This is a genomic window from Neisseria sp. P0017.S009 (genome assembly GCF_051957375.1).
GTDB lineage: Bacteria > Pseudomonadota > Gammaproteobacteria > Burkholderiales > Neisseriaceae > Neisseria > Neisseria perflava.
The window spans coordinates 57311-78105 of record NZ_JBQCWL010000009.1 but is presented as its reverse complement, the minus strand read 5'-3'; the positions used below and the strand labels follow the sequence as shown (position 1 = coordinate 78105).

Genomic DNA, 20795 nt, shown 5'->3' with positions numbered 1-20795 from the left:
TTATGTGGAACACCATGCATGAATGGCTGAACGCTTTGCCTGTCAGTGAAGAAATCATTAAATCGGCATTGATGTCGGTATTGATGATTGTGGCCGTCATTGCCGGGCGCAGCATTTTGCTCTCGGCGCATTTTCGCAGCCATCCGGATTTGAGCATTGAAAACAAACGCCGCTCGCTGGTGTTCAGCCGCAACGTGACCATGTTGCTGATCCTGCTCGGGCTGGCGATGATTTGGGCGGCGCAGATTCAAACTTTGGCCTTGTCGATGTTTGCAGTGGCCGCGGCGATTGTGGTGGCAACCAAAGAGCTGATTATGTGTTTGTCCGGCAGCATCCTGCGCTCGGTAACCAAACAATACTCCATCGGAGACTACATCGAAATCAACGGCCTGCGCGGACGGGTGGTCGATATCAATATGCTGAACACGCTGATGATGCAAATCGGCCCTAATCCATTGATCGGCCAACTTTCCGGCAAAACGCTCTCGTTTCCCAACAGCCTGCTTCTGAGCCACACCGTGCGCCGCGACAATATTTTGGGCAATTATGTGATTCATACGGTGGAAATCCCCGTGCCGATTCATTTGGATTCGGACGAAATCATAGGCCGTCTGAAAGCCGTTCTTGAGCCCTTGTGCGCAGCCTATGTTCCCGTTATCCAACAATATTTGGAAAACGTTCAAGCGCAAAAACTCTTTATTACCCCCGCCGCCCAGCCGCGCGTGTCCCGCGTGCCGCATGATGACAAGGTGTACCACATCATCGTACGCTTCGCCTCCCCCGTTTCCAAACGGCTGGAAATACAACAGGCCGTCTTAGACGAATTTTTGCGCACGCAATACCGACTGATCAACCAAACAAAATAGTACGGTTTGTTTATTGATACAATTAAATCCCTTACAATAATGAAGTTCACAATCAACAATAAGGAAAAGTCATGTTGCCCGAATCAGCCCTTGCCGAAATGTATCCCGTCATTATGACCCCCAGCCATGACGGCAAATATTTCCACAACTACACCCTCTCGCTTCTGAACATCGTCCACACCAACGCCTCCCTCGGCCTGCCGCTGCAAGTAATGATGCAGCGCGGCGAAAGCCTGATTACGCGCGCGCGCAACAACTGCGTGGCCAAATTTTTGGAAAACAAAGAATGGACGCATTTATTCTGGATTGACTCCGACATCGGCTTCTCTCCCGACTCATTCTACCGCCTGCTCTTGGCCGATAAAGACGTTGTAGCCGGCGTTTATCCGCTCAAACGCGAAAACTGGCCGAAAGCAGGCCTTCCGGCCGGCATGACCCAAGCCGATTTTGAGCGTATGTACACTTCTTACACCGTCAACACCAACGACAAAGATGAAAACGGTGAAATCGTATTGAAAGTCGATGAAGACGGTTTTATGAAAGTCCATGACGCGCCAACCGGCTTCATGGTTATCAAACGCAGCGTATTTGAAAAAATGATAGAGGCCTACCCCGAGTTGAACTACGTCTCCGACAGCGACTACAGCCCGGAAAACAAAGGCCTGCACTACCGCTTCTTCGACTGCATGGTCGATCCCGAAAGCAAACGCTACCTGTCTGAAGACTACACCTTCTGCTACCTCTGGCGTCAAATCGGCGGAGAAGTGTACGTCGACGTGCAATCCAACCTGACCCACCAAGGCGCAAAAGTGTATCGCGGCTCGTTTGCCGAATCCCTGCAAACCAATGTTGCCAATGCGGTTTATGCCCCAGAAGGCACCACCATGCGCCTCGAGCTGGCTGCGCCATTGCACGCCAATCCGCGCGGCGCAGAATAAGATTGGCCGACAGGAAGGCAGGACACTTTAATTCTGCCTGTCTGCCACCATATAACGCCTATCGTTTTCTTTTCAGACGGCCACAAGGCCGTCTGAATCCATCTTATTCAGGAGAAACCATATGAGCGACAACGTCCTGCTCCACTTGGGCGAAGAACCCCGTTTCGACCAAATCAAAACCGAAGACATCAAACCCGCCCTGCAAACCGCCATTGCCGAAGCGCGCGAACAAATCGCCGCCATCAAAGCGCAAACGCACACCGACTGGGCCAACACCGTCGAAAAACTGACCGACATTACCGAACGCGTCGGCCGCATTTGGAGCGTGGTTTCCCATCTCAACTCCGTAGTCGACACGCCCGAATTGCGTGCCGTATACAACGAATTGATGCCAGAAATCACCATCTTCTTCACCGAAATCGGTCAAGACATCGAGTTGTACAACCGCTTTAAAATCATCAAAAACTCTGCCGAATTCGACACCCTCTCCCCGGCGCAGCAAACCAAGCTCAACCACGACTTGCGCGATTTCGTCCTCAGCGGTGCCGAATTGCCGCCCGAACAGCAGGCAGAACTGGCGCAACTGCAAACCGAAGGCGCGCAACTGGGTGCCAAATTCGCACAAAACATCCAAGACGCAACCGACGCTTTCGGCATTCACTTTGACGATGCCGCGCCGCTTGCCGGCATTCCCGAAGACTCCCTCGCCATGTTTGCCGCCGCCGCGCAAAGCGAAGGTAAAACAGGCTACAAAATCGGCCTGCAAATTCCGCACTACCTCGCCGTCATCCAATACGCCGACAACCGCGAACTGCGCGAACAAATCTACCGTGCCTACGTTACCCGCGCCAGCGAATTGTCTGACGACGGCAAATTCGACAATACGGCCAACATCGACCGCACTCTCGAAAACGCATTGAAAACCGCCAAACTGCTCGGTTTCAAAAACTACGCCGAGCTGTCGCTGGCAACCAAAATGGCCGACACGCCCGAACAGGTTTTAAACTTCCTGCACGACCTTGCCCGCCGCGCCAAACCGTTTGCCGAAAAAGACTTTGCCGAAATCAAAGCCTTTGCACGCGAGAGCCTGAATATCGAAGATCCGCAATCTTGGGATTTGAGCTACGCCGCCGAAAAACTGCGTCAAGCCAAATACGCCTTCAGCGAAACCGAAGTGAAAAAATACTTCCCTATCAGCAAAGTATTGGCAGGCCTGTTTGCCCAAATCAAAAAACTCTACGGCATCGAGCTGGCTGAAAAAACCGTCCCCGTTTGGCACAAAGACGTGCGCTATTTCGAGCTGAAACAAGACGGCCAAACCATCGGCGGCGTTTACATGGACTTGTACGCACGCGAAGGCAAACGCGGCGGCGCATGGATGGACGGCTACAAAAGCCGCCGCCGTTTCGCCGACGGTACGCTGCAACTGCCGACTGCTTACCTCGTCTGCAACTTCACCCCGCCGGTCGGCGACAAAGAAGCGCGTTTGAGCCACGACGAAATCATCACCCTCTTCCATGAAACCGGCCACGGCCTGCACCACTTGTTGACCCAAGTTGACGAAGTGGGCGTATCCGGCATCAACGGCGTCGAATGGGACGCGGTCGAGCTGCCCAGCCAATTCATGGAAAACTTCGTTTGGGAATACGACGTATTGGCGCAAATGTCCTCGCACGAAGAAACCGGCGCGGTATTGCCGAAAGAGCTGTTCGACAAAATGCACGCGGCTAAAAACTTCCAACGCGGTATGTTCCTCGTCCGTCAAATGGAATTTGCCCTCTTCGACATGGAAATCTACCATCAGGAAGATGAAGGCCGTCTGAAAGAATGGCCGCAAATCTTGGACAAAGTGCGCCAAGAAGTCGCCGTAACCCAACCGCCGGCATACAACCGCTTTGCCTTGAGCTTCAGCCACATCTTCGCCGGCGGCTACTCCGCAGGCTATTACAGCTACGCATGGGCGGAAGTTTTGAGCGCGGACGCTTACGCCGCTTTTGAAGAAAGCGACGATGTTGCCGAAACAGGCCGCCGCTTCTGGAAAGAAATACTGGCCGTCGGCGGTTCGCGCAACGCAGCCGAATCCTTCAAAGCCTTCCGCGGCCGCGAACCAAGCCTGGATGCCCTGCTCCGCCACAGCGGTTTCGACAACGCAGCTTGATTTGAAAATCCGCCGTTTTAATTGCTGATTCAACGCTAAAGGCCGTCTGAAATATTTCAGACGGCCTTTTTATAATCCATTCAATATGTTCAGCAAAACAAATAAAACCATTCAACCGATAAAACTACCCGGCGCGGAACGCCGCAATGATTGCCAAGCTCAATATTTTCCCAATGCAGACCAACCGCCCATAAAAACAGGGCATGTTCCCATGCCCTATCATTTGAATTTCAGACGACCTTTCGGTTGTCAAAATTTATTAGGAACAATGAGTACACCTATCCCTAACAAGACTTCGAGAAAAACAGAAGTCCGCATTTCAAACCCCTATCTCCCCCTGCCCATCGCTAAAATTAGTTTTTGCCTTTTTTATCGCCGGCAGCCAAACGCATATTGATAAATTCCATCATCAAATCTTTTTTCGTCCAGAAAAAGGTTTTCATTTTTTCCAAAGAATAGATTTTCCGAATCATCGCCGGCAATCCTGCGTGAACGATGGCCGCGACTTCGCCATTGGTTGTTTCGTTGTCCATGGCGGCTTTGAGGTTTAGATTGTGCGTATTCAGGTAGTTGCTAAGCTCTTTCCTGACGCTGTTGCTGATTTCAAATTGTTTCATGTTTTCCGTCCATAATGTTTTTATAATTAAATAGCATAGGATTTTAACAAGTTTTTTGCATTGTGCATATATTAACTTGCATATTGTTGCGAAATTTACAATTTGGTTTTTGGGTAAAATCGCGCCTGCAACACATTGTTGCGGCGCACTAAATCGGATTGTTTTGACTATTTTGTTTTGGCTCGGGCCGTATTGCGGATAAAATAATGGTTTTAGGTTTTGGGGCCGTCTGAAATGTATTTGTGGTTTAAGCTGTTACACATATTTTTTGTGATTTCTTGGTTTGCCGGACTGTTTTATCTGCCGCGGATTTATGTGAATCTGGCGCAATTGGAACCCGGCAGCGTGGAATATGTACGGCTGACGGATATGTCGCGCAGGCTATACCGCTTTATGTCGCCTTTGGGCTGGGGAACGCTGATATTTGGCGCGGCCATCGGGTTTGTAAATAATTGGTGGGGCAACGGCTGGCTGGCGGTTAAATTATTGTGCGGCCTGCTGCTCTTGGCTTACCAGCTTTATTGCGGCCTGCTGCTGCGCCGTTTTCAAAACGGCAGCAATGTGTATTCGCACCGCTGGTATCGGGTATTCAACGAACTCCCCGTATTGATGATGGTGGCCGCGCTTTATATGGTGGTTTTCAAGCCGTTTTAATCTTCAGACGGCCTGTTTGGTAAATAAGGAAAGAATTCATGACGGTCGAAATCGAACGCCGCTTTTTGCTGGCGGATGACAGTTGGCGCAAAACGGCAGGCGAGCCGCTGGTGTTGCAACAGGGCTATTTGAGCGTGGAAAAAGAGCGCACCATCCGTGTGCGGATTATCGGTTTGCAAGCATGGCTGACCCTGAAAGGCTATATTTCCGACATGACGCGCAGCGAGTTTGAATACGAAATCCCGCTGGCTCACGCGCAAGCGATGATGGCGGACATGTGTCCGTTTAAAATGGAAAAATACCGCTATCGGGTCGAATTTGAAGGCTTTGTGTATGAAATCGACGAATATTTCGGCGACAATGCGCCATTGATTGTGGCGGAAATCGAATTGCCGTCTGAAGATACCGAGTTTCCCAAACCGTCTTGGCTGGGCAAGGAAATCACGTCAGACGGTAAATTCACCAATGCGTATTTGAGCAAACATCCGTATTCGTCTTGGACGGAATAAGGGCGACAGCTGCACTGCACAGACAAAAAAGGCATGTATCGAACATGCCTTTTTTCTTTTCAGACGGCCTGATTTACCTTACCGATATTTGTATCAAGCTGCTTTCGACATACCGTTTCAAATATCGGGCAAGCCCGTGTGTTTTATCAGTTGAACTTTACGCCGGACGGCAGGCCACCATATAGTTAACCTCGGTCGAGTCGCACAGGGAATAACGACCGCTCAACAAATTGTAGGTCATGCCCTTGCTGCCGACGGTATCCAATCCGGCTTGGCGGCACATACGCGCAAGTTCTGCCGGCGTAATGAATTTTTTCCAGTCGTGCGTGCCTTTGGGGACGAATTTCAACAGATATTCCGCGCCGACAATCAGATGCAGATAAGATTTGGGATTGCGGTTGATGGTGGAGAAAAACACCATGCCGTCAGGTTTGACCAGTTTCGCACAGGCTTGAACGATGGCAGACGGATCAGGAACGTGTTCCATCATTTCCATACACGTTACCACGTCAAAGCTATGCGGCTGCTCGGCGGCGAGGTCTTCAACGCGGATGCAGCGGTAATCGATATTGGCAACGTGTTGGCTGGCCGCATGGGCAGCGGCGGTTTGCAGGGATTTTTCCGCCATATCGATGCCGGTCACGTGTTCTGCACCGCGTTTGGCCATGCTTTCCGACAAAATACCGCCACCGCAGCCTACATCTAACACACATTTGCCTGCCAATCCGGTATAGCCGTCGATATAGTTTAGGCGCAAGGGGTTGATGTCATGCAGGGGCTTGAATTCGCCGTTTTTATCCCACCATTTGTCGGCGATTTGGCTGAACTTGGCGATTTCGCCGGCATCTACGTTGTCGTGTTGATTGCTCATGGTTTGCTCCTGCATAAAATAATTCGCCTGATTTTAGCCGATTGTGCTTCAAAATAAAATGTTTCAGACGGCCTTTGCCTGTTTATCGGCCCTATTTCAACTTTCATCCGTCTGCCCATAAAAAACGCACCTTGTGACAAGGTGCGTTTCAATCGGTGCGGTTTAGAATTTAGCGCCGGATTCGTTGGCCATGTAGTCAACTGCGGCTTTCACTTCATCGTCGCTCAAGCTGCCGTTGCCGCCTTTGGCAGGCATGGCTTGGAAGCCTTCGATTGCGTGTTTGTGCAGAGTGTCTTTACCTTGTTTAATGCGAGGCGCCCAGTCTTCTTTTTTGCCTACGGCCGGAGCGCCGGGAATCAAGCCGCTGTGGCATGCTTTACAGTTCGCTTCAAAAACAGCTTTGCCGTCCACTTTGGCGGATTCGGCAGGCTTGGCTTCAGCGGCAGGCGCTTCGGCTTTCTCTTCAGGCTTGGCGGCTTCTTCAGGTTTGGCGGCTTCCTCTGCTTTGCTGGCGGCGGCTTCAACCTTATCGGCAGCTTCTTGAGCGGCAGATGCAGTCGCATCGGCAGCAGAAGCGGCTTCGTTTTTCACTTCAGATGCAACGGCTTGAGCAGTCTCTTGTGTCTCCTGTTTAGCCTCTTGGGAACAAGCTGTCAAACCAGCCATCATCATTACGGCAATCAGTAATTTGTTCATGTTCTGTCTTTCCTTAATTTTATTTAAATCACTGTTTTATATAAACAGCTTAAAAATTCTAGCATAGAAACTAATACTTTTGACCTACACTATAATAAATATTGGTATAAATCAGATTTTGTCTCAAAAACTGAAAAACATATTGACACCACCTCTCCACTCGGATAGAAATTCACCCCATTTGTCATGAAATGCGATAACTTTCATTTTATTGTTCAAGCAGTTACTCATTTTATTTTCAAAGTTTCTTTTAGAATTCAACTTTTTACCGACTTCTCCATAAGTAGCGTCAACCTAAAAGCCATCCCCATCCAAACAGGCCGTTTGAATCCCAATCAGGTTTCAGACGGCCTTTTTGAATCATGTTAATAAACATTTGCCGCTTGGCCATGCAAAAGACACCGGCAGGCTTACTTGTTTATAGAGTTTTTCATATTCCGACTACAATTTAATCCAATGCCATTAGCCTTTTGCCAAGGTTTCAGCTTCAGTCCACAATCCCCGCTTCTGCTCTGCCGTCAATTTCTTAATGCCGATTTCCTGTTTTAGCGCTTCACTCTTGTTCAGGCCGTCTGAAACGATGCGCATCTCGACAGGCTTGTTCAAACGCGTGTATTTCGCGCCTTTTCCTGACAAGTGCGCCGCAAATCGCTCTTGCGGACGGTTGCTGATGCCGCAATAAAACGCGCCGTTTTCGCACAAAATCAGGTAAACGCTCCAATTTTCCGCGTTCATAAATCCCCTTCCTTGGCAAAACTCTCGGTAAAAATGCGCACGGCAGCCTCGGTTTTGGCAGACTGCACACGATAAGGCGTTACCAAATAAAGGCTGACCGGTGGTAATGTCCATTCAGGCAAAACCGCTTTCAGACGGCCTTGTGCAATTTTCTCCCTCACTTCGCCGCCCACTTGCAAAGACAAACCAAATCCACTTTCGGTCAGGCTGCACACGGCGGCAAGATGCGTACAGGCAATGCTGTCGGCGACGTCAAGGAAATAGCTTTCTTCACCATTTTGCAAGGTCGTGCGGACAGGTAAAAAATGCAGCCAGCGGTGTGCATGAAGCTGAGAGGGATGGGTAATGGGCGGATGTCGGTCAAGATAATCCGGCGCGGCGCAAATTATGTACGGCCAAGTCACGAGATGACGTGCGATAAGATTGGGATCGTCCAAAGCTCGGTCGCCGCCGCGTATGGCGATGTCGGTCTGATTGTGTTGCAGGTCGTCCAAAGTATCGCTGAAATTAAGGACAGGACGGATTTTGGGAAACTCGGTTTGCAATCGTGAAAAGGCCATCTGAAAAGCGCGGGACTCGATGACCGTAGACGTCAAGGAAATCCGCAATTCGCCGACGGGTTCGGTTTTCAGATTGTCGATAACGGTACGCGTATCGGCAAGCGTGGCGGCGAGGCGGCGGCAGTATTCGCCCAAGGCGCGGCCGGCATCGGTCGGCGCAAGACTGCGCGTACTGCGGTTTAACAGCTTGATGCCGTGCAGGGTTTCGAGGCGGTTGATGTGCTGGCTGACGGCAGACGGCGTCATGCCCAACGTGGCCGCAGCGGCGTTCATACTGCCGTGTTCGAGGACGGCAGCGAAAACGAGCAGGGGTTTGATGTCTTGCATTTCGACTAATTATGTAGTTCAACTTCACAATAATAACAGTAAATCAGGGATTATCAAGCGCTTCAGACGGCCTTACAATGCACTCATCTAATCAATCACATCCCCACAAGGAATCAAACATGAAAATCGCAGTTATCGGTGCAACTGGTTATGTCGGCAACGCAGTCGTTCAAGAATTGGCAGGCCGCGGTCATGAAGTAACCGCTTTCGCTCGCAACACAGACAAAGTTTTCCAAGCACAAAATGTTGCCGCAGTCTCCGCAGATGTCAATGCAGCCGACTTTGCCGACAAACTGGCAGGCTTTGACGCCGTGGTCAGCGCGTTCAACCCGGGCTGGACCAATCCCAACATCGGCGCGGATTTCACACGCGGCGCAAACAGCATCGTCGAAGCGGCAAAAGCAGCGCAAGTGCCTTATTTGTTGGTTGTCGGCGGCGCGGGCAGCCTGTATGTGGCACCCGGTTTGCAAGTTATCGATACGCCCGACTTCCCGAAAGAAATTTTCGACGGTGCCAATGCCGCACGCCATCTCTTGGCAGAACTCCTGCCGCGCCGCGACGTGAACTGGTCTTTCGTTTCCCCTCCGGCACGACTGGGCGCAGACGGCGGTTTCAGCGAAGACCAAACCGGCAAATACCGCTTGGGCAAAGACGATTTGCTGATGGACGGTGAAATTCCGGCAGGCATCAGCGTGGCCGATTTGGCAGTCGCCATCGCCGACGATGTGGAAAACAAAGCGCATTTGTTTGAACGTTTTACCGTCGCCGCTGTTTAATCATCTTAATTTAAAGGCCGTCTGAAACTAAAAGTTTCAGACGGCCTTTGCATGCGCTCATCTCATCAATCGAATCTCAACAAGAAGTCACACATGAAAATCGCAGTGATTGGTGCAACAGCTTATGTCGGCAACGCAAGCAAAGTTTTCCAAGTGCAAAATATTGTCGTCGTCTCCACATACGAATAAAATCTGTCGGCAATTTATATCAAAATTACAAAAATATTTTGAACAAAGTGAAGGAACTGTACCAGAGTAGTAAGGAGCCCATCCTGAAAAGATGTAGATCATAAATTGCATATTGTGAGCAACAATCCACTCCGCTACCGATCTTTTCTCACGCAAGCGCTGATGGTTAAGATGATCTGAAAGCATCTCTCTAATTTTTCAGACGGCCTCAATTTTCCCTGTACTCTATTTCAAGGAGTTTTCATGACACCTCAAACTGTCTTAGATTTCTGGTTTACCGAAGAAAACCACCCTTTCCAATTTGCCCGCAACAATGGATTCGATGCCCAAATTCGCGCTCAATTTTTCGATATCTGGCAGCAGGCAGCTCGCGGCGAACTTTCACACTGGCGCGATACTCTGCAAGGCAGGCTCGCCGAAATCATTATTCTTGACCAATTCTCGCGCAATCTGTTCCGCGACAGCCCTCAAGCGTTTGCCCAAGATACTGCTGCACTCATTCTTGCCCAAGAAGCCGTTCGCCAACCCGGCTTTGCCGACCTCCTTCCGCATGAACGCCATTTCATGCTGATGCCGTTGATGCACAGCGAAAGCCAAGTTATCCATGAACAAGCCGTACCGCTGTTTGAACGCTATACCAATGAAAACGCATTGGCCTTTGAAATCAAACACAAAGTCATCATCGACCACTTCGGACGCTATCCGCACCGTAACGCCGTATTGGGGCGTAAAACCACGGAAGAAGAAGCAGAATTTCTGAAGCAGGAAGGTTCATCATTTTAATTCCATCAAAGTCAAAGGCCGTCTGAAACCGAAATCAAGGTTTTCAGACGGCCTGCATCATCGTGAAATCACTATATAATACCGTCTATTAAATTCCAGATACGAGCCAACCATGTCCGCAACCCAACCCACCATCGCCGCCATCGCCACCGCACCCGGACGCGGCGGCGTCGGTGTGATCCGTCTTTCCGGCAAAAACCTGCTGCCTTTGGCGCAAACCCTCAGCGGCGGCAAAACGCCCAAACCGCGTACCGCGCTTTACACCGACTTTCTCGGCGGCGACGGGCAGCCGATAGACAATGGCATCCTGCTCTACTTCGCCGCGCCCGCCAGCTTTACCGGCGAAGACGTGATTGAATTGCAGGGACACGGCGGCCCCGTCGTGATGGATATGCTGCTTTCGCGCTGCCTCGAACTGGGCGCGCGCATGGCGGAGCCGGGCGAATTTACCAAACGAGCCTTCCTCAACAACAAACTCGACCTTGCTCAAGCCGAAAGCGTCGCCGACCTCATCGACGCCTCCAGCAAGTCCGCCGCACGCATGGCGTTGCGCTCGCTCAAAGGCGCGTTTTCCCAACACATACACGAGCTGGTGGACGACCTTATTACCTTGCGGATGTTGGTCGAAGCTACGCTGGACTTCCCCGAAGAAGACATCGACTTTCTCGAAGCCGCCGACGCGCGCGGCAAGCTCCAAGCCCTGCAAGGCCGTCTGAAAACCGTGCTCGCCAGCGCGGAACAAGGCGCGATTTTGCGCGAAGGCATGAACGTCGTCCTTGTCGGCGCGCCCAACGTCGGCAAATCCAGCCTGCTCAACGCCTTGGCGGGCGACGACATCGCCATCGTAACCGACATCGCCGGCACCACCCGCGACACCGTGCGCGAACAAATTACCCTTGACGGCGTGCCCGTCCACATTATCGACACCGCCGGCTTACGCGAAACCGACGACGTGGTCGAACAAATCGGCATCGAGCGCAGCCGCAAAGCCGTCTCTGAAGCCGATGTCGCCCTGATTCTGATTGACCCGCGCGAAGGCGTGAACGCCAAAACCCAAGCCATTTTGAACAGCCTGCCCGAAGGTTTGAAAAAAATCGAAATCCACAACAAAGCCGACCTGACCGGCGAACCCGTCGCTGTCCATTCAGACGGCCTCGCGCAAACCGGCGCGGACACCGTCATCAGCCTGTCCGCCAAAACCGGCTCGGGTCTCGACTTGCTCAAACACGCGCTGTTGCAGGAAGTCGGCTGGCAGGGCGAAAGCGAGAGCCTGTTCCTCGCCCGCAGCCGCCACCTCAACGCCCTGCACGAAGCCGAAGCCGAGCTGGAAAACGCCGCACTCTGCAACAACAACCAAATCGAGCTTTTCGCCGAACACCTGCGCCTCGCCCAAAACGCGTGCAGCGAAATCACCGGCGAATTTACCGCCGACGATTTGCTGGGCGTGATTTTCTCGCGCTTCTGTATCGGCAAATAAAACGGTTTGCCATCAAATACAAAGGCCGTCTGAATGTTCAGACGGCCTTTTTATCACCAAAACAAGCTTTGTTTTACTCGTATTTATTTATTGGCAGCTTCTGCCATATTCTTGACGATATTGGTCGCACCCACTGTCAAACCGGACATGCCGATCAGAGAAGCCGCGGCCAATTTGATTAATTTTTTCATTCTGACTCTTTTCTGTGTATTGATTGAGGAAGCGTTGTGTGTTTTTATTTGTCGGCATCAGCCATATTGTGGGCAATATTGGTTGCACCGACGGTCAGGCCGGACATGCCGATTAAAGAGGCTGCAGCCAGTTTGATTAAAGTTTTCATTGTTTGTCTCACTTTCTTGTCTGTCGGCCGAAAAACGGCCTAAGTTGCGTTTTCTAAGGTATTGTAATTGATTCGTTTATAATTGAATTATTTGTGTATGGCCGTTTCGATATTACGGGAGATGCCGATGGCAGAAGCCGATATTCCGGACATACCGATTAAAGAAGCGGCAGCAAGCGTTATTAAATTTCCCATTTTAAGTAGTCCTTTTTCATAGAAACAAAATGTTATTTAACAACATACACATTACATTTTTTCATCGGCATCTGCGCTACCGACAGGGCGAATCATACCGTTTTAAATGTAAACTAATACAGTTTAATCGTAAATATATAGCGCAAAAATCAAACATACTAATATTTTTTGTTAATTTTCATTATTTTTTGAAAATGACACCGATGTCTTACCAGATGACACCGATGTCTTGATTACATACGCACTACAAACGTGTTTCATTTTCCCCATAAAATCGCACTTTTTTTGTTGCAAAATTGCACTCTAAATAAAATATATTTTAAGATTCAATATCTTATGAATTTATATTTTTTACAACAAAAATATTTAATTAGTCAAAACCAATACCTTTGATAGCTTCTTTTAAAGAAAACACATGTTTCTAGCGCATATCCGACCATAAAATGCGTTGCAAATATATGATATAGTGAAACATTCCGCATATTGACTATTTCCAGCATGAACACCACCCTAATCCTGACCAGCGCGGCCGCATTTTTTATCGGCGCGCTGTTTGCTTGGCTGATAACACGCTACCAAGCCCAAAGCCGACACTTTACCGTTTTGCAAGAATTGGCCGAAAGCCGCCGCCTGCATGAGTTTGCCGAGCAGGTGCAGGCCCAGACTGCGGCAGACTTGGCGCAAAGCCGCCATACCGTGCAGGAATTGCAAGACGAATTGCAGGAGACGGGCAACCGCTTTGCCGCAGCCGAAAAACAAATTGCCTATCTGCAAGATTGCGAGGCCGAAGCCGAAGCTTTAAAACACGAATGTGCAAAATGGCAGCAAAGCGCACAAAACCTGCAAATCAACAACGAACGCCTAAACACGCAGCTGGTTCAAGAACAGGCCTTGAGTGCGGATAAAAATACGCTTTTGCAACAACAAGAAACCGAAAAAGGCCGTCTGAAACAAGAATACGACACGCTATTAGAGCAAAACCATGCGCTGCAAGTCCAAAACGAGCGCCTCTCCACACAACTGACCCAAGAAAAAGCCAATATCGACGACAAAAACAGACTTTTACAGCAACAGGAAGCCGAAAAAGGCCGTCTGAAACAAGAATACGCCGCCCTCTTGGAGCAGAACCACGCGCTTCAAGTCCAAAACGAGCGCCTCACCACCCAATCGGAAAAAGACCGTCAGGCCGCCGAAGAAAAATTAGCCCTGCTGGCAGATGCGCGTCAAAACCTGAGCGATCAGTTCCAAAACCTCGCCAACACTATTCTGGAAGAGAAAAGCCGCCGCTTTACCGAGCAAAACCACGACCATCTCCAACAACTGCTCAATCCGCTCAACGAACGCATCCACGGCTTCAGCGAGCTGGTTCAGCAGACTTATGAAAAAGAAGCCAAAGAACGCCTGACCATCGAAAACGAGCTCAAACGCCTGCAATCCCTCAACACCCAGCTCCACCACGATGCCAAAGCGCTGACCACCGCGCTGACCGGCACGCAAAACAAAACCCAAGGCAACTGGGGCGAGATGATTTTGGAAAGCGTATTGGAAAACTCCGGCCTGCAAAAAGGCCGCGAATACATCGCCCAAGCCTCCAGCGTCCGCCACGAAGCAGACGGCACCCAACGCCGCCTTCAGCCCGACGTCCTCATCAATCTGCCCGACAACAAACAAATCGTCATCGACTCCAAAGTATCGCTGACCGCCTACGTCCGCTATACGCAAAGCACCGGCGCAGAAGCAGAGCGCGAGCTTGCCAACCACGTCGCCAGTATCCGCGCCCACATCAAAAGCTTGGCAGCAAAAGATTACACCGACCTTGAAGGCGTCAAAACGCTGGACTTCGTCTTTATGTTCGTCCCTGTCGAACCTGCCTACCTCCTCGCCCTGCAACACGATCCGAACCTCTTCCAAGAGTGTTTCGACAAACGCATCATGCTGACCGGTCCCAGCACCCTGCTCGCCACCCTGCGCACCGTTGCCAACATCTGGCGCAACGAGCAGCAAAACCAAAACGCGCTGGCCATTGCCGAGGCCGGCAGCAAACTCTATGACAAATTTGTCGGCTTTGTCGAAAGCATGGACGGCATCAATAAAGCGCTTGGTCAGGCACAATCCCAGTTTCAGACGGCCTACAGCCGCTTGGTTTACGGCAGGGGTAACCTCATCAGCAGCACTGAAAAACTGCGCAAATTGGGCATCAAAGCCGGCAAACAACTGCAACGGGATTTAGTAGAAAAAGCTATGTCGGAAACCGAAGACCACGCTGCCTTACCGACTGCACAAGACCAAGAAAATAACTGACAAAATTTAAGACATTGCAAATAAAGGGAATTTAACCAATGAGCAACATCACCATCGTCCTTGCCGCCGATACCGGCTACGCCGAGCAGGTTCATACCCTGATGAAGTCCGTCTGTACGCACAATACAGGTGTCAATTTCTACCTTATGCACAACACCTTCAGGAAAGAATGGATCAACTATACCAACCAAAAACTCGCCGCCAGCGGCAGCCGTCTGAATGATGTCAAAATTGAAATGGACTTCAGCCAATATCGCCGCCTGTCCCATATTTCGGATGCCGCATTTTTCCGCCTGATGATGCAGCACCTGCCCGTCGACTGCGCCCTTTATCTCGACAGCGATATGGTGGTTACCCAATCCTTACACGATTTGTTCAACCTCGATATGCGCGGCTATCCCGTCGCCGCCGTACAAGATTCCTATCTTGCCCGTACCGATTGGAACCATCCGACCGGCCTGCACACCACACCCTATTTCAATTCCGGCATGCTGCTGGCCGATTTGGGTCAATGGCGCAAACACAATATCGCGGAGCAACTGCTGCAAACCGCCGCCACCATTGATAAAGCCGTCCCCTATGGTGACCAATGCTTTCTAAACACCGTATTTCAAGAAAACTGGCTGCAATTGGAAGAGTCTTGGAATTACCAAACCGGCGCCAGAAGATTTTTCCAAACATACGACCTTGACGAAATGTTCCCTCTGCCGGATACCGTTCCGCCCGTCATCCATTACACCACACGCGCCAAACCGTGGTTGTGCGATTACGGCAAGATTCCTTTTGAAGAAATCTATTGGCAATACTATTGCGCCGACTGGCCGGAAGCGTAGTCGCAGACAGGGAATACCCTTCCCTTGCCTCAATTGACCTTAAAACAACCCATCATCAAAAACAAAAGGCCGTCTGAAATCGTTTCAGACGGCCTTTAAGCCATAAAAAAACAGGCAGAATATTCTACCTGTTTTGTGTTCAAACCCGACTGTAAAGTAAGCATTGCCACCCTCAGCCGGCGTCATCGTTATCCGATTAAATACCGCGCAACAATTCATTCACGCTAGTTTTTGCACGGGTTTGCGCGTCCACACGTTTGACGATAACTGCGCAGTAGAGGCTGTGGCTGCCGTCTTTGGAAGGCATACTGCCGGATACGACAACCGAACCAGCCGGTACGCGGCCTTGATAGATTTCGCCGGTAGTACGGTCAAGGATTTTGGTAGATTGACCGATGAACACGCCCATAGAAATCACGCTGCCTTCTTCGACAATCACGCCTTCAACGATTTCAGAACGCGCACCGATGAAGCAGTTGTCTTCAATAATGGTAGGGCTGGCTTGCAGAGGCTCGAGTACGCCGCCGATGCCGACGCCGCCGCTCAAGTGCACGTTTTTACCGATTTGCGCGCAAGAGCCGACAGTCGCCCAAGTATCGACCATCGCACCTTCGTCAACGTATGCGCCGATGTTGACATAAGAAGGCATCAACACGACATTTTTCGCCACAAAGCTGCCGCGGCGGGCAACGGCACCCGGAACTGCGCGGAAACCTGCGCTGCGGAATTCATCTTCCGACCAATCGGCAAACTTGGTCGGCACTTTGTCGAAGTATTTGTTCACGCCGTCGTTGAGGATTTCATTGTCCTGAATGCGGAAAGACAGCAATACGGCTTTTTTCGCCCATTCGTTAACTTTCCACTCGCCCACGCCCAAACGCTCGGCAACGCGCAGTTTGCCGGAGTCGAGTTGATGAATGGTTTCCAAAACCGCTTCACGCACTTCCGGAGTAACGGTATTCGGATTGATTTCGGCACGGTTTTCAAAAGCCGTTTCAATGATGTTTTGCAAAGACATGTTGATTCCTTCAAGAGATCAGGGCCGTCTGAAACCTATTCAGGCCACCCTATTACAAATTTTTAACTCGTTATTTTGCCATGTAAAAGCGATTTCGTCAGCTATTAACATGATGAGCGCCAAGCGTTACACGGCCGGATTTCGGCTAAGCCAAGATTTTCAGACGGCCTGTTCAAGTGAATGGAATGGCGTTTATTTTCCAACCGTTTTCCCAGCCGCAATATGCAGGCTGTCGATTCTACCGACACGCCGTGCCGATAAATCAATCTTCGCCGCCAATCTTTTGCAGCAGATTTTCAGCCACCGCGCCGCATTCGATATTCCGCTTTAACGGTTTCGCGTTCCAATCTTTCAAGGCCGTCTGAAAATCGGTGAAATCCATCAACTGCGAACCGAAACGGCGCATATGTTCGGTATCCTGCTGGCAGTCTATCAGCGCAACACCCAAATCCGCCAAAAACGGGACGGCGCAGGCAAACGCAATCTTGGACGCATCGGGACGCAAGGCAAACATCGACTCGCCATAAAACACGCAGCCGATTTGCACGCCGTAAAATCCGCCAACCAACTGCATTTCGCCTTGCTCATCCGGCAGCCAGCATTCAAACGAATGCGCATGCCCCTGATGGTGCAGCTTCAAATAGGCCGTCTGAAACGCAGGCTCTATCCACGTTCCGTCCTGTTCCGGACGCGGCACATTGGCGCAATGGGCAATCACTTTTTCAAAACAGCGGTTGACCGTTACCCGATAGGGCTTGTGGCGCAAAGTTTTGGCGAGCGAACGGCCGATATACAGGCTTTCCGGCACGATCACGGCTCGCGGCGCAACCGCATACCAGAAAAACCAACCGTCGCGGCTAAACCACGGAAAAATCCCCTGCCCATACGCCGACAACAGCCGCCCCGTATCCAAATCGCCGCTGACGCCGACCAAGCCGTCGCATTCTGCCAAAGCGTAAGACGGGTCGGGGAAACGATAATCCCGTGGCGCAAGAAAAGGAATCTTCATCGTAAAGCCCATAAAGTTTCAGACGGCCTCAGGCTGAAAATGCCCAAGGCCGTCTGAAAAATCAACATACAAACTGCTTAACGTTTGGTTTTGGTTTGGCATTCGCCGCATACGCCATACATATACAGCGCGTGATCGACGATGCGGTAGCCGTTTTCTTCGGCGATTTTGTCCTGCAGCGCTTCGATTTCCGGATTGTGGAATTCGGTTACTTCGCCGCATTTCACGCAGACGATGTGGTCGTGGTGATCGCCTTTATCCAATTCGTAAACCGCTTTGCCGGTTTCAAAATGGTGGCGTTGCAAAATGCCGGCCTGTTCAAACTGGGTCAGCACACGGTAAATCGTCGCCACGCCGATTTCCACACCCTCTTCCAACAGGATACGGTACACATCTTCCGCACTCAAATGCTCCTCGGCATGAGTCTCGAACAAGTCCAAAATTTTCAAACGTGGACCAGTAACTTTCAAACCGCTGTCTTTCAATTGCGCAATGTTGCTGAATTTTTCCATAATATTCAATATCCCTGTAAGGTAATAACCGTTATAATACGCACTTTCCGCCCGTTTGCCCACTATTGGGCCGTTAAAGGGCGGCAATCTGCCGCCGGTCTTGCAATTGAAAATCGGCGAAAAGAAAAATTAAGAAGATGATTATCGTTTGCTTTTTAAAAATATTCAAGCGATGATAAACATCTTTCCCGAAATGACACAGAAAGGTAAGCCCGTGAATAAAGCCTTATGCCTTGCCATCGCCGCTATTTTAGGTCTGGCCTCATGCAGTGCCGAGCGCGTATCCAACTTTCCATCCTACAAACTCAAAATCATTCAAGGTAACGAGCTCAATCCCCGCTCCGTGGTTTCCCTGCGCCAAGGTATGACCCGCGACCAAGTCCAACTGCTGCTCGGTACGCCACTCCTGCGCGATGCCTTCCATGCCGACCGCTGGGATTACACTTTCAACACCAGCCGCAACGGCATCATCAAAGAACAAAGCAACCTGACTCTGTACTTTGAAAACGACGTCCTCGCACGCGCCGAAGGCGATGCCATCCAAAAATCCATCGAAGCCGTTCAAGCCGGACAAAACATCGTTCCGACTACCGAAACCAACGCGAAATAAGGAAATCCCATGAGCGCATTGAAAATCGCCATTGCCGGCGTCAACGGCCGCATGGGCCGCGTTTTGGTTGAAGCGGTCAACAACCATCCCGATGCCGTCCTCTCCGGCGCACTCGAGCATTCTGGTTCGGAAGTATTGGGTTTGGATGCAGGCTTCGCCTCCGGCCTCAAAACCGGCGTTACCATTTCAGACGACGTGGATGCCGTACTGGCTCAAAGCGATGTCCTTATCGACTTTACCCGTCCCGAGCCAACCCTGAAACACCTGCAAAAATGCGTGGAAAAAGGCGTCAACATCATCATCGGCACGACCGGTTTTGACGATGCAGGCAAAGCCGCCATCCAAGCCGCAGGCGAAAAAATAGGCGTTGTCTTTGCAGCCAACTTCAGCGTCGGCGTCAACCTGACCTTCCACATCCTCGACACCGTCGCCCGCGTGTTAAACGAAGGCTACGACATCGAAATCATCGAAGGCCACCACCGCCACAAAGTCGATGCCCCAAGCGGCACTGCGTTACGCATGGGTGAAGTCATTGCCGACGCACTCGGCCGCGACCTCAAAGAATGCGCCGTTTACGGCCGCGAAGGCCATACCGGCCCGCGTGATCCGTCCACCATCGGTTTTGCCACCGTCCGCGCAGGCGACATCGTCGGCGACCACACCGCCCTCTTCGCCACCGACGGCGAGCGCGTGGAAATCACCCACAAGGCCAGCAGCCGCATGACCTTTGCTGCCGGTGCCGTACGCGCCGCAGTTTGGGCAAACGGCAAAAAAGGCCTGTACGATATGCAAGACGTACTGGGTTTGAAAAACCGATAAACCCGCATCATCAGGTTTCATACCTTACAAGGCCGTCTGAAAGCACAACGTCGATTTTCAGACGGCCTTATTAACAAAGAAAGCCCCACCATGTCCTATCAACAAATCACCATCAACGTCAACGATGCCGTCGCCGAACGCCTTGCCGACGCGCTGATGGAACACGGCGCATTGTCTGCCGCCATTGAAGATGCCTACGCCGGTACAGAAAACGAGCAGGCCATTTTCGGCGAGCCGGGCATGCCGACCGAGCAAATCTGGCAACAAAGCAAAGTTATCGCCCTTTTCGGCGAAAGCGATGATGCCGCTTCCATTATCAAAGCCGCCGCGCAGGAATGCGGTTTGAACGATTTGAAATACACCGGCGAAATCCTTGAAGATCAAGACTGGGTACGCCTGACCCAAGCGCAATTCGACCCGATTCAAATTTCCGACCGCCTATGGATTACCCCGTCTTGGCACGAAGCGCCCGACGGCAATGCCGTCAACCTGCAACTTGACCCGGGTCTTGCCTTCGGCACAGGCAGCCATCCGACCACCCGCCTCTGCCTCAAATGGCTCGACACACAGCTCAAAGGCGGCGAAAGCGTATTGGACTACGGCTGCGGCTCAGGCATTTTGGCCATTGCCGCCCTCAAACTCGGCGCAGGCTCCGCCATCGGCGTAGATATTGACGAACAAGCCATCCGCGCCAGCAAAGACAATGCCGCGCAAAACAACGTTGACGCGCAGTTCTACCTGCCGGACGGCCTGCCGCAAGGCCAATTTGATGTCGTTGTCGCCAACATTCTGGCCAACCCGCTGCGTATGCTCGGCGAAATGCTTGCCGCGCGTACCAAACAAGGCGGCCGCATTGTCTTGTCCGGCCTTTTGGACGAACAAGTCGAAGAACTCAGCGGCATTTACAGCCAATGGTTTGACATTGAGCCTGCCGAAATCGAAGAAGGCTGGGCGCGATTGAGCGGCGTCAAACGCTAAACCTGTTTTCCGATACAAAGGCCG

Annotated in this window: 23 protein-coding genes; 15 read left to right on the top strand and 8 right to left on the bottom strand. The window is 51.1% G+C overall.

All coding sequences use genetic code 11. From position 1 onward, the window contains the following. The first annotated feature begins 2 nt into the window (after nt 1-2). From ACTHTG_RS10640 to ACTHTG_RS10625, 4 genes are all read left to right on the top strand, one after another. Nucleotides 3-866, top strand: coding sequence for a mechanosensitive ion channel family protein (locus ACTHTG_RS10640; protein WP_004520900.1), 864 nt, complete (start codon nt 3-5; stop codon nt 864-866). A 71-nt stretch (nt 867-937) separates the two neighbouring features. Next, nucleotides 938-1804, top strand: a complete 867-nt coding sequence (locus tag ACTHTG_RS10635; protein WP_004520901.1) for a hypothetical protein — start codon at nt 938-940, stop codon at nt 1802-1804. A 121-nt stretch (nt 1805-1925) separates the two neighbouring features. After that, complete coding sequence (locus ACTHTG_RS10630; RefSeq protein WP_049336939.1) at nt 1926-3962, top strand: M3 family metallopeptidase; 2037 nt, start codon at nt 1926-1928, stop codon at nt 3960-3962. An 85-nt stretch (nt 3963-4047) separates the two neighbouring features. Further along, the gene (locus tag ACTHTG_RS10625) at nt 4048-4359 is read left to right on the top strand and encodes a hypothetical protein (protein ID WP_440362647.1); all 312 of its coding nucleotides are present in this window, start codon (nt 4048-4050) and stop codon (nt 4357-4359) included. On the opposite strand, the gene ACTHTG_RS10620 is transcribed toward ACTHTG_RS10625, so the two are convergent. After that, entirely contained in the window at nt 4316-4579 is a 264-nt protein-coding gene (locus tag ACTHTG_RS10620; protein ID WP_004520905.1) for a hypothetical protein, read from the bottom strand. The two genes, ACTHTG_RS10625 and ACTHTG_RS10620, sit on opposite strands and share 44 nt — an antisense overlap. 234 nt (nt 4580-4813) lie before the next feature. On the opposite strand from ACTHTG_RS10620, the gene ACTHTG_RS10615 reads away from it, so the two are divergent. Both ACTHTG_RS10615 and ACTHTG_RS10610 read left to right on the top strand, forming a co-directional pair. After that, nucleotides 4814-5233 (top strand): CopD family protein, encoded by a 420-nt coding sequence (locus tag ACTHTG_RS10615; RefSeq protein ID WP_004520906.1) that lies wholly within the window; start codon nt 4814-4816, stop codon nt 5231-5233. Nucleotides 5234-5271: 38 nt separating this feature from the next. Next, nucleotides 5272-5742, top strand: a complete 471-nt coding sequence (locus tag ACTHTG_RS10610; protein ID WP_308538619.1) for a CYTH domain-containing protein — start codon at nt 5272-5274, stop codon at nt 5740-5742. A gap of 157 nt (nt 5743-5899) precedes the next feature. Here the strand turns inward: ACTHTG_RS10610 and ubiG are convergent, their stop codons facing one another. The 4 genes from ubiG to ACTHTG_RS10590 all read right to left on the bottom strand — a co-directional run bounded on the left by ubiG (nt 5900) and on the right by ACTHTG_RS10590 (nt 8931). After that, nucleotides 5900-6613 carry a bifunctional 2-polyprenyl-6-hydroxyphenol methylase/3-demethylubiquinol 3-O-methyltransferase UbiG gene (gene ubiG, locus ACTHTG_RS10605; protein WP_191620595.1) on the bottom strand — a complete coding sequence of 238 codons (714 nt, stop codon included), beginning with the start codon at nt 6611-6613 and terminating at the stop codon, nt 5900-5902. Between the two features lie 162 nt (nt 6614-6775). After that, entirely contained in the window at nt 6776-7309 is a 534-nt protein-coding gene (locus tag ACTHTG_RS10600; protein WP_049336936.1) for a c-type cytochrome, read from the bottom strand. A gap of 462 nt (nt 7310-7771) precedes the next feature. Next, nucleotides 7772-8044, bottom strand: coding sequence for a GIY-YIG nuclease family protein (locus ACTHTG_RS10595; RefSeq protein ID WP_049336935.1), 273 nt, complete (start codon nt 8042-8044; stop codon nt 7772-7774). After that, nucleotides 8041-8931: a LysR family transcriptional regulator gene (locus tag ACTHTG_RS10590; protein ID WP_049336934.1), complete on the bottom strand. Its 891-nt coding sequence runs from the start codon at nt 8929-8931 to the stop codon at nt 8041-8043. The genes ACTHTG_RS10595 and ACTHTG_RS10590 overlap by 4 nt, the downstream gene beginning before the upstream one ends. Nucleotides 8932-9050: 119 nt before the next feature. On the opposite strand from ACTHTG_RS10590, the gene ACTHTG_RS10585 reads away from it, so the two are divergent. The 6 genes from ACTHTG_RS10585 to ACTHTG_RS10560 all read left to right on the top strand — a co-directional run bounded on the left by ACTHTG_RS10585 (nt 9051) and on the right by ACTHTG_RS10560 (nt 15825). Then, complete coding sequence (locus tag ACTHTG_RS10585; RefSeq protein ID WP_128582097.1) at nt 9051-9707, top strand: NAD(P)-dependent oxidoreductase; 657 nt, start codon at nt 9051-9053, stop codon at nt 9705-9707. 51 nt (nt 9708-9758) lie between these two features. After that, nucleotides 9759-9896, top strand: coding sequence for a hypothetical protein (locus tag ACTHTG_RS10580; protein ID WP_371509011.1), 138 nt, complete (start codon nt 9759-9761; stop codon nt 9894-9896). Nucleotides 9897-10139: 243 nt separating this feature from the next. Continuing rightward, nucleotides 10140-10679 (top strand): DUF924 family protein, encoded by a 540-nt coding sequence (locus tag ACTHTG_RS10575; RefSeq protein WP_004520918.1) that lies wholly within the window; start codon nt 10140-10142, stop codon nt 10677-10679. 112 nt (nt 10680-10791) lie between these two features. Then, a complete protein-coding gene (gene mnmE, locus ACTHTG_RS10570; protein WP_440360683.1) occupies nt 10792-12156 on the top strand; it encodes a tRNA uridine-5-carboxymethylaminomethyl(34) synthesis GTPase MnmE in 1365 nt (454 codons plus the stop codon). A gap of 1033 nt (nt 12157-13189) precedes the next feature. Beyond that, nucleotides 13190-14992: a DNA recombination protein RmuC gene (gene rmuC / locus ACTHTG_RS10565; RefSeq protein WP_440360682.1), complete on the top strand. Its 1803-nt coding sequence runs from the start codon at nt 13190-13192 to the stop codon at nt 14990-14992. Between the two features lie 38 nt (nt 14993-15030). Next, the gene (locus ACTHTG_RS10560) at nt 15031-15825 is read left to right on the top strand and encodes a glycosyltransferase family 8 protein (RefSeq protein WP_440360681.1); all 795 of its coding nucleotides are present in this window, start codon (nt 15031-15033) and stop codon (nt 15823-15825) included. A 196-nt stretch (nt 15826-16021) separates the two neighbouring features. On the opposite strand, the gene dapD is transcribed toward ACTHTG_RS10560, so the two are convergent. The 3 genes from dapD to fur all read right to left on the bottom strand — a co-directional run bounded on the left by dapD (nt 16022) and on the right by fur (nt 18427). Further along, nucleotides 16022-16843 carry a 2,3,4,5-tetrahydropyridine-2,6-dicarboxylate N-succinyltransferase gene (gene dapD, locus ACTHTG_RS10555; protein ID WP_003749076.1) on the bottom strand — a complete coding sequence of 274 codons (822 nt, stop codon included), beginning with the start codon at nt 16841-16843 and terminating at the stop codon, nt 16022-16024. Between the two features lie 262 nt (nt 16844-17105). Further along, entirely contained in the window at nt 17106-17852 is a 747-nt protein-coding gene (gene aat, locus ACTHTG_RS10550) for a leucyl/phenylalanyl-tRNA--protein transferase (RefSeq protein WP_440360680.1), read from the bottom strand. 77 nt (nt 17853-17929) lie between these two features. After that, the gene (gene fur / locus ACTHTG_RS10545) at nt 17930-18427 is read right to left on the bottom strand and encodes a ferric iron uptake transcriptional regulator (RefSeq protein WP_003682812.1); all 498 of its coding nucleotides are present in this window, start codon (nt 18425-18427) and stop codon (nt 17930-17932) included. A gap of 151 nt (nt 18428-18578) precedes the next feature. On the opposite strand from fur, the gene ACTHTG_RS10540 reads away from it, so the two are divergent. From ACTHTG_RS10540 to prmA, 3 genes are all read left to right on the top strand, one after another. Further along, the gene (locus ACTHTG_RS10540) at nt 18579-18974 is read left to right on the top strand and encodes an outer membrane protein assembly factor BamE (RefSeq protein WP_070587613.1); all 396 of its coding nucleotides are present in this window, start codon (nt 18579-18581) and stop codon (nt 18972-18974) included. 9 nt (nt 18975-18983) lie between these two features. Further along, nucleotides 18984-19793 carry a 4-hydroxy-tetrahydrodipicolinate reductase gene (dapB, locus tag ACTHTG_RS10535; protein WP_070587563.1) on the top strand — a complete coding sequence of 270 codons (810 nt, stop codon included), beginning with the start codon at nt 18984-18986 and terminating at the stop codon, nt 19791-19793. Nucleotides 19794-19883: 90 nt separating this feature from the next. After that, nucleotides 19884-20771: a 50S ribosomal protein L11 methyltransferase gene (gene prmA / locus ACTHTG_RS10530; protein ID WP_440360679.1), complete on the top strand. Its 888-nt coding sequence runs from the start codon at nt 19884-19886 to the stop codon at nt 20769-20771. Nucleotides 20772-20795 lie beyond the last annotated feature (24 nt).

Bases quoted from the DNA above. Each gene is read 5' to 3' on its own strand.
- dapB (WP_070587563.1), top strand. From the start codon at position 18,984: ATGAGCGCATTGAAAATCGCCATTGCCGGCGTCAACGGCCGCATGGGC.
- ACTHTG_RS10625 (WP_440362647.1), top strand. From the start codon at position 4,048: ATGTTCAGCAAAACAAATAAAACCATTCAACCGATAAAACTACCCGGC.
- ACTHTG_RS10600 (WP_049336936.1), bottom strand. From the start codon at position 7,309: ATGAACAAATTACTGATTGCCGTAATGATGATGGCTGGTTTGACAGCT.
- ACTHTG_RS10615 (WP_004520906.1), top strand. From the start codon at position 4,814: ATGTATTTGTGGTTTAAGCTGTTACACATATTTTTTGTGATTTCTTGG.
- ACTHTG_RS10560 (WP_440360681.1), top strand. From the start codon at position 15,031: ATGAGCAACATCACCATCGTCCTTGCCGCCGATACCGGCTACGCCGAG.
- mnmE (WP_440360683.1), top strand. From the start codon at position 10,792: ATGTCCGCAACCCAACCCACCATCGCCGCCATCGCCACCGCACCCGGA.
- ACTHTG_RS10590 (WP_049336934.1), bottom strand. From the start codon at position 8,931: ATGCAAGACATCAAACCCCTGCTCGTTTTCGCTGCCGTCCTCGAACAC.
- ACTHTG_RS10630 (WP_049336939.1), top strand. From the start codon at position 1,926: ATGAGCGACAACGTCCTGCTCCACTTGGGCGAAGAACCCCGTTTCGAC.
- ACTHTG_RS10575 (WP_004520918.1), top strand. From the start codon at position 10,140: ATGACACCTCAAACTGTCTTAGATTTCTGGTTTACCGAAGAAAACCAC.
- ubiG (WP_191620595.1), bottom strand. From the start codon at position 6,613: ATGAGCAATCAACACGACAACGTAGATGCCGGCGAAATCGCCAAGTTC.
- ACTHTG_RS10585 (WP_128582097.1), top strand. From the start codon at position 9,051: ATGAAAATCGCAGTTATCGGTGCAACTGGTTATGTCGGCAACGCAGTC.
- prmA (WP_440360679.1), top strand. From the start codon at position 19,884: ATGTCCTATCAACAAATCACCATCAACGTCAACGATGCCGTCGCCGAA.
- ACTHTG_RS10580 (WP_371509011.1), top strand. From the start codon at position 9,759: ATGCGCTCATCTCATCAATCGAATCTCAACAAGAAGTCACACATGAAA.
- ACTHTG_RS10620 (WP_004520905.1), bottom strand. From the start codon at position 4,579: ATGAAACAATTTGAAATCAGCAACAGCGTCAGGAAAGAGCTTAGCAAC.
- ACTHTG_RS10640 (WP_004520900.1), top strand. From the start codon at position 3: ATGTGGAACACCATGCATGAATGGCTGAACGCTTTGCCTGTCAGTGAA.
- ACTHTG_RS10635 (WP_004520901.1), top strand. From the start codon at position 938: ATGTTGCCCGAATCAGCCCTTGCCGAAATGTATCCCGTCATTATGACC.
- aat (WP_440360680.1), bottom strand. From the start codon at position 17,852: ATGAAGATTCCTTTTCTTGCGCCACGGGATTATCGTTTCCCCGACCCG.
- rmuC (WP_440360682.1), top strand. From the start codon at position 13,190: ATGAACACCACCCTAATCCTGACCAGCGCGGCCGCATTTTTTATCGGC.
- dapD (WP_003749076.1), bottom strand. From the start codon at position 16,843: ATGTCTTTGCAAAACATCATTGAAACGGCTTTTGAAAACCGTGCCGAA.
- ACTHTG_RS10595 (WP_049336935.1), bottom strand. From the start codon at position 8,044: ATGAACGCGGAAAATTGGAGCGTTTACCTGATTTTGTGCGAAAACGGC.
- ACTHTG_RS10610 (WP_308538619.1), top strand. From the start codon at position 5,272: ATGACGGTCGAAATCGAACGCCGCTTTTTGCTGGCGGATGACAGTTGG.